This window comes from Myxococcus dinghuensis (assembly GCF_024198235.1).
Taxonomy (GTDB): domain Bacteria; phylum Myxococcota; class Myxococcia; order Myxococcales; family Myxococcaceae; genus Myxococcus; species Myxococcus dinghuensis.
Map to the genome: position 1 here is coordinate 95,125 of NZ_JAKCFB010000018.1, position 11,613 is coordinate 106,737.

At 70.6% G+C, this 11,613-nt stretch carries 10 protein-coding genes; all 10 read right to left on the reverse strand.

Annotation, left to right across the window (positions count from 1 at the left end; genetic code table 11):
* Positions 1–8: 8 nt before the first annotated feature.
* The 10 genes from LZ198_RS23345 to LZ198_RS23390 are packed head-to-tail and all read right to left on the reverse strand — an operon-like array spanning position 9 to position 11,588.
* Positions 9–548 carry a hypothetical protein gene (locus LZ198_RS23345; protein ID WP_253974233.1) on the reverse strand — a complete coding sequence of 180 codons (540 nt, stop codon included), beginning with the start codon at positions 546–548 and terminating at the stop codon, positions 9–11.
* Complete coding sequence (locus LZ198_RS23350; protein WP_253974234.1) at positions 545–4,417, reverse strand: type VI secretion system membrane subunit TssM; 3,873 nt, start codon at positions 4,415–4,417, stop codon at positions 545–547. The genes LZ198_RS23345 and LZ198_RS23350 overlap by 4 nt, the downstream gene beginning before the upstream one ends.
* A gap of 3 nt (positions 4,418–4,420) precedes the next feature.
* Positions 4,421–4,750, reverse strand: coding sequence for a hypothetical protein (locus LZ198_RS23355; protein WP_253974235.1), 330 nt, complete (start codon positions 4,748–4,750; stop codon positions 4,421–4,423).
* An 8-nt stretch (positions 4,751–4,758) separates the two neighbouring features.
* Positions 4,759–5,400 carry a DotU family type IV/VI secretion system protein gene (locus tag LZ198_RS23360; protein WP_253974236.1) on the reverse strand — a complete coding sequence of 214 codons (642 nt, stop codon included), beginning with the start codon at positions 5,398–5,400 and terminating at the stop codon, positions 4,759–4,761.
* A gap of 1 nt (position 5,401) precedes the next feature.
* A complete protein-coding gene (locus LZ198_RS23365; RefSeq protein WP_253974237.1) occupies positions 5,402–7,048 on the reverse strand; it encodes a type VI secretion system baseplate subunit TssF in 1,647 nt (548 codons plus the stop codon).
* A 13-nt stretch (positions 7,049–7,061) separates the two neighbouring features.
* On the reverse strand, positions 7,062–7,664 hold the full coding sequence (locus tag LZ198_RS23370; protein WP_253974238.1) for a hypothetical protein: 603 nt from the start codon (positions 7,662–7,664) through the stop codon (positions 7,062–7,064).
* Positions 7,665–7,694: 30 nt separating this feature from the next.
* Complete coding sequence (locus tag LZ198_RS23375; protein WP_253974239.1) at positions 7,695–9,344, reverse strand: hypothetical protein; 1,650 nt, start codon at positions 9,342–9,344, stop codon at positions 7,695–7,697.
* On the reverse strand, positions 9,341–9,733 hold the full coding sequence (locus LZ198_RS23380) for a GPW/gp25 family protein (RefSeq protein ID WP_253974240.1): 393 nt from the start codon (positions 9,731–9,733) through the stop codon (positions 9,341–9,343). The genes LZ198_RS23375 and LZ198_RS23380 overlap by 4 nt, the downstream gene beginning before the upstream one ends.
* A gap of 3 nt (positions 9,734–9,736) precedes the next feature.
* Positions 9,737–10,987, reverse strand: coding sequence for a type VI secretion system baseplate subunit TssK (gene tssK, locus LZ198_RS23385; RefSeq protein ID WP_253974241.1), 1,251 nt, complete (start codon positions 10,985–10,987; stop codon positions 9,737–9,739).
* Between the two features lie 22 nt (positions 10,988–11,009).
* Complete coding sequence (locus LZ198_RS23390) at positions 11,010–11,588, reverse strand: hypothetical protein (RefSeq protein WP_253974242.1); 579 nt, start codon at positions 11,586–11,588, stop codon at positions 11,010–11,012.
* Positions 11,589–11,613: the final 25 nt, after the last annotated feature.

Below are 11,613 nucleotides of genomic sequence, written 5' to 3' on the forward strand. Positions count from 1 at the left end.
GAGGAACGTCACTTGCCGCCAGGAGGCGCCGCCTCCACCTTGGGGGGCTCGACCTTCGGGGCCTCCAGCTTGGGCGCCTCCAGCTTGGGCGGTTCGGCCTTGGCCTCGTCGCCCTTGCCCGACTTCTTCTTCTTCTTCGTGGGCGCGTCCGTGCGGATGCGGCTCTCCTCCAGCTCGATGTCCACGCGCCCCGGAATCGGCGTGTCGAGCAGCACCTGCCAGGCGCCGTCCGGCGTGGTGAACAGGAAGGAGATGGCCAGCGGCATCTCCTCCGGAATCTTCACCCGCGTCTGCGTCTTCTCTCCCGGGTAGATGACGAGCGTCTGCACCACGGAGTCGTCCGGGTGGACCACGCGCTCGGCCACGTCGGCGTAGAACTCCGTCATGTACCGCTGGGCGTCCACCGCGCGGACGACCATGTGCAGCGGTCGTCCCTGGTTCGTCCCCGGCGGGGACTTCACGTTGACCGTCAGGTGCGTCGGAGCGCAGGCGGACAGGCCCACCGCCAGCACCAGCGCGAGCCACCCCGGCTGCCTGTTCCCGTTCATCGCGTCACCTCCTGGAAGAGGGTCCAGGGGCCCCCGCGCATGCCGAAGCGCAGACGGATTTCGGACAACTGCGAGCCGTCCGGGCCCGGCAGCGGCCAGATGGCGTTGTGCTCGGCGTCGAAGGTGGCGGCGTCCAGGATGCGGAAGCAGTTCCACGAGGAGCGCGACAGCTCCGTGGAGCGGTAGCGCTTGCCCTCGCGGCCCGGCACGCGCAGCTCGACGCCCACCGACGCGGAGCGGGGCTCCCACCACGCCACCGCGAAGTCCTGCCACGCCGGCGTCTGGTTGAAGCCGAAGGCCGCCGCCTCGCCGCACTTGAGGAACGACATGGTCACGAAGCCGTTCTCTCCCGAGGGTGGCAGGGGCAGGGGGCGCACCTGCAGCATGAGCGGCTGCGGCTTCCCGTTGTCGTCCCAGAGCAGCTTCGCCAGCTTCGACAGCCGCCCCATCATGCTCAGCATGCGCGGCGGCACCGCGAGCTGCTGGCGCAGCGGCCGGCGCAGCATCCACTCCGTGCCGTGCTCCTCCACCACCGGCGACAGCACCTGGTTCACGAACTGCCAGAAGGCGCCGTCCTTGCGCTTGAGGACCTCCAGCTCCGTCGGGTCCAGCTCCTGCGTGGCCTCCACGGTGAACGGGTAGCGGCGCAACAGCGGCGTCAGCAGCGTGCGGAAGCGCCAGTCCCACTGCTCCTCCAGCACGCGCTCCAGCTCCGCGCGGCCCAGCTCCCGCGTCATCAGGAAGGGCTCGCGGAACGGGCGCCGCAGCTCACCGAGGATGCCCTGCTTGTCCAGCCACGCGTCCACCTTGCGCAGGTACGAGCCCTCCTCGTCCAGCAGCATCGACAGGCCCAGCCGGCCCAGCGGCGTGAGCAGGTCCGTCAGCTGCCGGCCGCCCTCCTGCGTCGAGGCGGACGTGTCCTCCACGCCGGCGCGCAGCGCCGCGGGGACGACCATCCGGTCACCCTGCAGGGGCGGGGCGTTGAAGCCCGACACCTCCGTGTGAAGCTGCGACACCAGCAGCAGGTAGGCCCCGAGCGTCGGCGTCTGCCCGTCCTTGTCCGGCGTCATCAGCTGGACGATGGGCCGGAACGCGGACAGCTCCTGGCGCAGCGGCTCGTAGTAGGGGCCCTCCATGGGGCCGATGCCCGCGCCCGTGGACACCTCGCGCAGCATCGCCACCAGCTCCGACGTGGGCTGCGTCACCGCGGACAGCTCCGAGGCCAGCGTCGTCGTCGTCGCCGTGAAGCGGTAGTCGCGGTACTTCACCAGCAGGTCCTGCCGGTAGCGCTGCGCGAAGTTGGACACCTTCTTCAGCACGTAGCCCTGGCGCTGCGCGGCCTCCGCCCGCGACAGCTTCGAGTCCGTCATGCGCATGGTGAACTCGTCCACCAGCGGCTTGATGTCCGTCTCGAACGTCAGCCACTCCACCCCCTGGCGCGAGGGCATGGCGTCCACCCGGCCCACGTCCATCGCGTCGTCGACCGAGATGCCCATCCCCATCTCCGACGCGGACGCCACCGCGCCCGGAGGCAGTCCCACGGAGGGGCGGCTGAAGGGGCGCTGCCCCTGTTCGATCTGCCGGAGCAGCTTGTCCAGCAGCGTGCGCGACAGCTCCTTGGGCCGGAACTCGAAGGACTGCTGGAGCACGCGCACCTCCAGGCGCGCGTCCCCGTTGGTGGGCACGAAGAGGCCGCCGGTGCGCGTCAGCAGCTCCGCGGTGGACATCTCCTCGGAGGCCTTCAGGCCCGCGTCGATCTCCTCCTCCATGCGCAGCACCGCGGCCAGCATCGGCTGGTGCTCCCGGTGCCAGTCGAGCGCGTCGAGCGTGCTCTCCACGCCCTTGAGCGTGGCCTGGCTCTCCGGCGCGCCGGACGCGTCCAGCAGCGCCAGCATCTTGTTGGCGGACGTGTAGCTGACGCTCTGGGCCAGCGTGAGCTGGAGCCGCTTGCGCTCCGCCACGAGCGTGCGCCACTGCTCCAGGTTCAGCTCGCGCGCGCCCAGCACCATCTGGAGCCGCAGCAGGTGGTCGCGCCACGGGCCCAGGTAGCTCTCCGCCGTCAGCCACTCGTAGGGCCAGTGCATCCACGGCACCTGCGCCTGCGCCTGCATGCCCTCGCGCCACGCGTTGTCGCTGGAGATGATGTAGTCGCCCACCACCTCCTCGCGCAGCCCGGTGGCCTGCATCCAGTTGGCCTCCTTCTCCGAGGCGCGCGTGCCCACCAGGCCGAGCGTCTCGCCCGCCCAGTTCCAGCGCTTGCGGTACTGCCCGTTCAGCCCGGAGAGGATGAAGCGCCCCATGTCGTCGCTGCGCGACGCGCGCGCCACCGCCATCAGGTGCAGCATCTGCTCCGGCCGGCAGAGCGTCTCGCGCTCGCAGCGCTCGTCCGGATGCGACGGCGCCCACAGCGAGCGGCTCCCCACCATCTCCGCGGGCGCGCAGCCGGGGATGAGCGTGCCGCAGCGCTGGCACTGCTCCTGGCAGCTCTCCATCAGTGGCTTGAGGTAGGACAGGCGCACCGTGTTGGACAGCTGCGCGCGCAGCACCTCCAGCTCGTCCGTGAAGCTGTGGCTCAGCGGGGGGAAGTAGCGCGCGGCCAGCAGCATCGCGTCCATGGCCTGCATCGCCCCCTGGCCCTTCTCCACCACCACCTCGCCGGAGGCCGTCAGGTGCTGCTGCCCCAGCCGCTGCACCGTCGCCTCGAAGTCCTCCATGTGCCGCTGGGCGGCCTCCAGCTTCGAGTAGAAGTTCCCGTAGGCCGCGAGCACCGGCAGACACCCCACCGCCAGCAGCACCGCGCACCGGGTCAGGTGCTTGGCCCGGTAGCGGGCGCGCAGCTCGACGTTGCGCTTCTCCTGGGCGATGGCGAAGACGCCCTCGGAGCGCGCGTCCGGAACGGGCGAGGACAGGTACACGCGCGACAGCTCCGGACGGAACGACAGCGTGCCGCCCTCACCCAAGCCGGTGACGAAGCGCGCGAGCGCCGCGAACGTCTCTCCACCCCGCGCGTAGAACTCCTCCAGCCGCCCGAACGCGTCCACCGACAACGACACCAGGCCGAGCGCGAAGTACTGCTCCATGGGCTGCAGCCCCGTCGCCAGCCGGGCCTCCTCACCCGGCGGTGGCACGTCCCAGTGCAGGGGGATGCCGTGGTTGCGCAGCAGGTGGGAGAAGTCCTCGAAGCCCACCATCGCGTCCATGTGCGTCAGGCACACGCGCGTCTCCACCGAGTTGCGGGTGACCTCCGCCAGGAGGTTGATCTTCCCGCGCATCAGTTGGATGACCCGGCGCACCTCGTCCGGCGGCGTCTCCGCCAGCCAGCGCGCGTCCAGCGCGACCACCACCCGCCCGCGCTGACGCCGGAAGCTCGACTTCCACAGCGCGCTCAGCGCCTTGCGCGCCTCCTGCGTGTCGTCCTCCAGCAGCGACGCGGAGACCTCGTGCACCACCTTGTCCGGCCCGAGGAAGATCTGCAGCAGCGGATCCTCGGTGAAGCTGGGCATGAACTGCCGCTCCTGCCGGCGCCAGTCCACCTCCAGGTCGATGAGCGTCGTCTTGCCGGCGCCCGCCGGCCCGAGCACCACCACGGTGGGGAAGTCCAGCACCGCCAGCCGGTAGCGCACCGGCAGCGCGCTCAGGAAGCGCTCGCGGATGCGCGTGAGCGCCCGGGCCTCCAGCTTCTTCCGGGGCTCCGGCCGGGGCGCGTTGCGCCGCCGCTTGCGCCACCACCAGACCAGTCCCACCACCAGGGCCACCGTGAGCAGCACCCCGAGGCCGATCAGGATGTACGTCAGGTAGGGCTTGGCTGCCTCCACCGTCGTCGCCGCCGCGCTCGCGGCCGCCGCGACCGGTTGCTTCTCGCCCGCCATGGCTCAGTCCCTCTTCCCGCCCGCTTGCGCGCGGGCAGCGAGCTGGAGGCCCTCCATCACGTCCTCCAGTCGCTCGAAAGCCTTCTCCAGTTGCACACACCGTGCCTCGCGCTCCTTGCGAGACAGGCGGGCGCCGCCGGGGCCGGGGTCCAGGGCCTTCACCCCCTCGCGCACCGTCTCCAGGAGGGGCTTCAGGCCCGCGGCGAGCCCTCCCAGCGACGTCGCCAGAGTCCGCTCGAACCGCTCCAGGAGCTCGGTGGGGCTCGCCGGGGGCTGGGGCGCCGCGTTCTTCCGAGACGCAGCCGCGTCCGTTCGTGCCGGGGCCGGGGGCATGGCGCGCCTCAGTTCGACAGGTGCCACAGCACCACGGGCAACCCGAGGATGACGCCCACCGTCACCGCGTAGTACCGCCAGGGGAAGTCATAGAGCGTGGGGGGAGGTGGGCCTCCCATCTCGGTGGGGCTCTCCGGCGCGGCGATCTTCGGCTGGGGGATGCGCTCGGCCAGCTGCTCGCGGTACTCGCGCAGGCGCGCCGGGTGGCCCACGTGCCGGCCGGTGAAGCCCGCGGTGAGGCAGAAGTGCAGGACCTCGAAGAGCAGGGGCGCGGTGTCGGGGCGGCGCAGGCTGGTGTCGGCCAGCTCGAAGAAGAGGTCGCCGCCCGCGTCCGCGCCGAACAGGCGCAGCTGGACCAGCGGCCAGTGCTGGGCGTCGTCGGGAGCCAGCCGTCCCAGGACCTTCTCGTCCACCATGAAGGCCAGGGGCTGCAGCACCTTCTCCACGTCGTCGGCGCGGATGTCGTCGCCCAGCGTGGCCCGGAGCCGGTCGAACTCCGCGATGATGCTGCGGCACAGCGCGTCCATGGCGCCGTAGGACAGGCGCTCGCGCTGCTCCGGGGCCAGCGAGGAGACGCCCAGCTCCCGCTCGAGCAGGTCCTCCACCTGGCGGTACATCACGAGGATGGCTTTCCAGTGCGTCATCTTCATGTCAGCTGGCTCCCGGAAGGGTGAGCGGGCCTGCGCCCGCGATGGTCGCTCGCAGCTCCACCGTCGCCTCGTGGTTCCACGCGTCGAGCAGGTCCCTCACCCGCCCGAGGAAGCACACCACCAGCGGCTCGAAGCCGGGCTCGAAGGGCTCCAACACCACCTCGTAGACGCTGCGCAGGCCCGAGCCGCGCATGGCGCTGTCCGGCACCCGCGACACGCTCAGCTCGCGCAGCAGCGGCAGCACGCGGCGGAAGGGGCCCTCGGCGGGGGTGCCCAGGTGCTGGAGCACCGCCCTCAGCTCGTCCATGCCCAGGGTGGCCTGGGCCTTCCAGGCGAGCAGCTGGGTGAGCGCCGTCAGGTCGTCGCGCAGGGGGCTGTCCCGGTGGGGCTGGAGCTGGCCCACGAGGCTCCACTCCAGGCCCTCGATGTGGCGGGCCGGCACGCCCACGCTGATGCGGCCGGAGGCCTCCGACGCGAAGCGCGGCTGGTGCCACAGCGCCTCCACCACCAGCTTGCGCGGCGAGGTGAAGGCCTCCGGCATGCGCAGCACCAGGTGGGGGGAGGGGCCGTTCTCGCCGGGCACGTCCTCCACCTCGTAGCCCGGGCCGGTGCCCGGCAGGTGCGCGGGACGCAGGGGCGCAAGGCCCGTCTTCGTCATCTCGTACACGCCCGTCACCGAGTGCAGCGCCATCTCCCGGCCCGCGCTCATGTTGCGGATGGGGTGTTCGGAGCGCGTGCCGTCCGTGTTGATGACCTGGGCGGGCTCGGCGCGCAGGTTCTCCACCGGCACCGCGAAGGGGACGAGGAAGTCCGGCCGGTGGGAGCGGCCCACGCTCCACTGCTGTGCCAGGTCGAAGCACAGGCTGAAGCGCCGCCACTCCCCGCGCGTGGGCGGCACCGCGACGTGGATGAACAGCTCCGTCTCCGGGAACAGGAAGAACGAGCGCAGCCGCTGGAGCGGGTGGGCGTACGCCTCCGAGTCGTCCGGCGCCGGCGGCTCCCGGTCGAAGGACACCTCGCAGGTGGTCCCCGTGGAGTACTCGTCCGCCAGGTCGTCGTAGACGACGCTCACCCCGCGCAGGTGCTGGCGCAGCGCGTGGAACACCGCCAGCGACGGCAGGTACTCGTCCAGGTGGCGCACGTGCAGGCTCATGGTGCCCACCGCGTCCACGCGCGCGTGGCGCGACTCGAAGGTGAGGATGAGCCGGTGCCCGCCGCGCGCCAGGGGGCGCACCTCCGTGGAGGCCAGCTCCACCGGCAGCACGCGCAGGTCCCGCTGCAGGCGGAAGGTGCCCGGCTCGCCCTCGGCGGGCGACAGGCGCAGCTCCGTGCCCCGGGGCAGCACCACCGGCTCGCCCATCTTCCCGGTGGGCTGCGCCCGCACCACCGCGCGCGTGGGCAGCGGCTCCAGGAGGAAGTCGAAGAAGCCCGCGAAGAGGCGGCGCCAGGTGGAGCGCAGGTTGTGCAGCGTGGCGTGGCGCGTCTGCACGGAGAAGAAGGCCATCGCCTCGATGAGGCGGCGCACGTCCGGGTCCTCGCGCTCCAGCGGGGCGGCCGGGTAGCGCTCGTGGAAGCGCTGACGGAAGCGCTCCAGCGAGGCCATCTCCTCGAGGAAGTCCTGGTGCAGGCGGTCGGTGGGGCCGGTCATGACGCGTGCTTCCTCACCCCAGCTTCACCATGGCGCCGGACACGCTGGTGATTCCGGAGGCCTTGAGGTTCGCCATGCCCTGCGCCTCCAGGTCCAGCGCCGCCTGGCCCGCGACCTTCACGTTCAGGCCGTTGAGCGCCGCGTCCGTCTGCCCCACGAGCTTCAGCGTCAGCCCGTCCACCTTCGCCTCGCCACCGGTGGCCTGCATCGACGCGGACAGCCCCTTCAGGGCCAGCGCCGCCGTGGCCTCCACGTTCACCTTCTGCGAGGACGACAGGCTCGCGTCCTGCGTGGCGCTCTGCGTGAGCTTCGCCTGCGTCGTCAACGTCATGTCCTTCGTGCTCTCCACCTTCAGCGTGTCCTGGCTCGTCCACTCCGACGTGCCCTTGGAGAGGAGGGTGATGGTCTGCGCGTCCACCTTGAAGTCCTTGACGGTGACGACGATGCTGTCCGCCTTCTGGACGATGGTGCTGGTGTCGCTCTGCCCGGCCACCTTCGTGGTGATGCTGGTGCCGTCCATCGTGATCGTCTGCAGAATCTTCCCGTCGGCGTTGTCCACCGTGACGGTGATGCCCTTCACCTTGTCCAGCTCGATGGTGCAGACCAGCGTTCCCATGGGTCGTCCTTCACGCCTCCGACTACGTGCCTACGCGGACTCTTCCTTCACCTGGATGGTCAGCGTCCCCTCCTTGATTTCGATGCGGGCCGTGTCCTTCTCGTTCGTCCTCTGCAAGAGGAAGACCGGCTTGCCCTCCGCGTAGGAGTGCTTCATGGACGTCCCGTTTTCCGGTGTCTTTCCGACCAGCAGGTGGGTGCCCTGGCCGTCCGCGGGCATGCGCCCGGTGGCGCGCCAGTCCAGGAAGCGCTTGAGCCAGGCCTTCTGGAAGTCGAGCCCGACGAGCACCCGCTCCCCCTTGTAGGCCGGGAAGTAGAAGTGGCCGGGCAGCAGGTTGGGGTTGAAGGGGAGGGTGACGATTTGATTCTCCCAGAGGGGAATCTTCACCTTGTAGCCGTCCTGGGACGTCTGGCTGTCGGTGTAGGCCTGCCACGTCTCGTGCTTCTGCTCGCCCACCTCGCTGACGATGAGGCCCTCCACGTACCGGGGCCAGGTGGGGGGCGTGTAGGCGGGGAGCTCCACCCAGGTCTCCGCCTGGGCCTCCAGCAGGGTGTGCATGGAGAAGCTGTAGGCGGTGTTCTTGGCCAGGTGCGTCGCGTCCGGGGAGGACGCGACCGCGTCCCCCCGCAACGCGACGGTGCGCACCCGGTACGTGGCCCCCGCCGCCAGCCCCGCCGCCGCCCAGGCCTCCTGGGTGGGCAGCTTGACGAGCGTGCCGGGCACCAGGGCGGTGGCCGGGAAGCGCTTCCAGCCCAGCTCCACCTCCCTGCCACGCACCTTGAGGCGCGCGGTCTCCAGGGACACGCGCGCGTCCACCTCGTTGGTGATGGGGGTGCGCACCAGCACGTCCTGGCGGATGCCGGTGACGGCGCGCTCCTGGGTGATGGGCTTGTTGCTGGGGCCCTCCGCCACGGCGTTGAGGATGGCCAGGTCGTGGCGGGGCACCTCCGGGAAGCGCAGCGCGAGCGCGTCCACCTCCGGGGGCAGCAGGTCCACGGGCTTGCCGGTGGCCGCCTTCGCGGCGGCCAGCGTGTACTTGCCGGCCGCGTAGTCGTACGCCAGCACGCCGTTGCGCGAGTCGACGTACCAGATGAAGAAGTCGTAGAAGCTGGCGCCCTCCTCCGGCGTCAGCCCGAGGAACAACTGGGGGCAGGTGGTGTCCAGCCCCGCGCTCCAGTCGTACGTGAAGGCGACGTGCGAGCCCTTGTGGGCGTCCAGCACGTTCTTCATCGTCTTCTGGGTGTAGAGCACGCAGGGGAAGTGCTGGCTCCACAGGTGCCGCGCCGCGTCCTGGAACGTCACGGCGTAGCGGCGGTGGAGCAGGGGCGCGCCGGGGCCGGGCACCGCGGGCATCTCCACCAGGGAGCGCTCCACCACCAGGCCCTTCACCTTGAGGGAGGTGAGCGCCGGCTGCGGCGCGGCGTCCGTGTGGACGCTCTTCACCTCCAGCTGGCACTCCATGAGGTCCTGCTCGAGGAAGGCCTGCTTGAGCGGATCCTTCTCCAGCCCGCCCGCGGACGTGTTGTCCGCGATGTCGAACGACACGCTCCCGTCGAAGCCCCAGGAGCGCAGCTCCAGCGAGAAGGACTTCACGTCGCCGGCGGGGATGGCGTGCGCGGTGCCCCCCGCGGTGAGGGTGACGGACACGACCAGCCGGTCCGTGAACGTTGCCGGCGTCATGGCTCCTCCTCCACGCGGACGTGTCCGCTGAGGGTGTCGAAGCGCAGGTGCAGCTTGCGCCGCTCGCCCGCGACGGTGCCCACCAGCCCGAAGTGCAGCCACAGCCCCGCGTCGCGCCCGCGCATCGTCAGCTCCACGTTGGACAGCCGCGGCTCGTTGCGGCCGATCTCCTCGCGCAGCTCGCGGGTGAGCGTCTCCACCAGCTCCCGCGTGCCGTACTTCTCCGTGTACTCACCCAGGCCGAAGTCGCGGCGGAAGAAGCCGTAGCCCTCCTTGGTGTTGAGCACGGCCTCCAGGTTGCGGATGACGTGCTCCAGCTCGCCGCGACCTCCACGGGGAGGGCGGCTGTCGCGGGAGGCGAACTTGTCGAAGAAGGACGCGCGCCCCATGGCTCAGGACCTGCGCCAGAAGAGGGACACCTGGGCGCCCTGCAGCGCCGGGGTGGCGTAGAAGGCCAGGCCGTCCTCGCGCAGCGCGAACTGCCACTCCTCGCCCTGGGACAACTGGTACCAGTCGATCTCCGGCCCCAGCGCGTGGGGGAAGGACGGGTGCGGGACGTGGTGGTAGGGGATGCCCTTGAGCGCCATGCGGCGCACGGTGGCCAGGCGCGAGGGCCCGGCGAGCTTCACGCCGTCCACCGGCAACGGCTCACCCGCCTGGCGCCGCTGCACCAGCAGGTACAGCTCGCCCGCCTCGCGCACCTCCGGCGGCAGCGGGTTGAAGAGGAACTGCCCGTCGCGCGAGGTGAAGGCCCGGTGCGTGGCGCGGGTGGACTCCGGCTGGAGCGCGCGCGTGAGCAGCTCCAGCCACCGGGAGAGCCCCTTGCCCGGGGCCTCGTGCTGGTACGCGGGCAGCTTCGCGTCCGGCATCAGCTCCAGGTAGCAGCACGCCTCGAAGTACAGGCGGCGCAGGGCGTCGAAGAACTCGTACGGGTGGGGCGAGATGTGGCGCTGCATGTCGCCGAGCATCGCATGGAGGCGGTGGACCTCGCAGAGCGCCCGGCGCGCGTTGGAGAGACGGTCGGTGCGCAGGTAGCTGTCGGACAGCCGCGCGATGAGCTGGTGCCGGGACTGCTCGAGCAGCGCCTCCAGCCGCTGGAGCAGGGCGCCGAGGAACGGGTGGGGGCCCACCAGCAGCAGTGGAGGCACCAGGTCCTCCGTCAACTGCCACACGCCCTCGGTGTCCCGGCGGAAGACGGCCAGGGGGAGCGTGTCCTTCGCTCCGTCCAGGACCGGCTCCGCGGACAGGCGCAGCTGACGCATGACCCGCTCGAGCACCGGCGGATCCTCCGCGTACAGCCGCACCCCGTCCGCGTTCCCGGTGTCCCCCATGACGTGCAGGTAGATGGTGGCCTCGCCGCGGCCCGTGCCCTCCAGGGAGAAGGGCGGCAGGACGGCGTTGCCGGGGACATCCACCACGAAGCCAGCCGGGGTCACCGCCGTCAACGTCGAGACGGACAGGCTCCCCCCGGCCAGCAACGGCTCGCTCCAGGCCATGGCCGCCACGCCGTAACCCGGCGTGCCGGACAACGAGGCATGGAGGCGGACGTCTGCCTCCAGCGATTCTTCCTGGGCCTCGAAGTGCTCCGGGAGCAGCGTCTGACCGACGTGCCACCGGACCCGGGCGAGCTTGAAGGGGGACATGGTTCGCTTTCGGGCGGGGAGACTAGGCGGTCTCCGTGACGCCCCACTTCTTGACGATGTTCTTGGACGACGCCGCCGCGACGTTGATGGACTGCTCCAGCGTCTTCGGCTTCACGCCGAACTGGAAGCGGAAGTTCTTGGGCGACTGCACCTCGCGCGAGGCGTCGTCCGCCACGGCGATGTTCAGGGCGTCCCCGTTCTTCTCGAGCAGGCCGTTGAGGTCCGCGTCCACGAAGTTGGACTTGAAGTACTTCTTCGCGATGGGGTCGTACTCGTAGATGGCGTACTTGACCACCACCTCCACGTTGGAGAACGTCCCCAGCAGCATCTCCGCGATGGACTGCTTGTTCGCCGTGGAGATCTGCCCGGAGAAGTACAGCGCGTCGGTGACGCCCGTCTCCCACAGGTAGTGGTTGAGCACCGCCACGCACTTGGTGGCCAGCGCCTTGTCCGGCTGCTCCGGGTCGGAGATGGTCTCCTGGTCCGCCTTCAGCGCGATGCCGCCGATGGTGAGCGACAGGATGAAGCCCACCGCCGACTGCTTGTCCTTCTTGAAGTTGAAGCCCTGGTAGACGTCGAGCTCACGAGAGAATTGAGGCATGTCTCACTCCTGTTTGGGTTGGGGA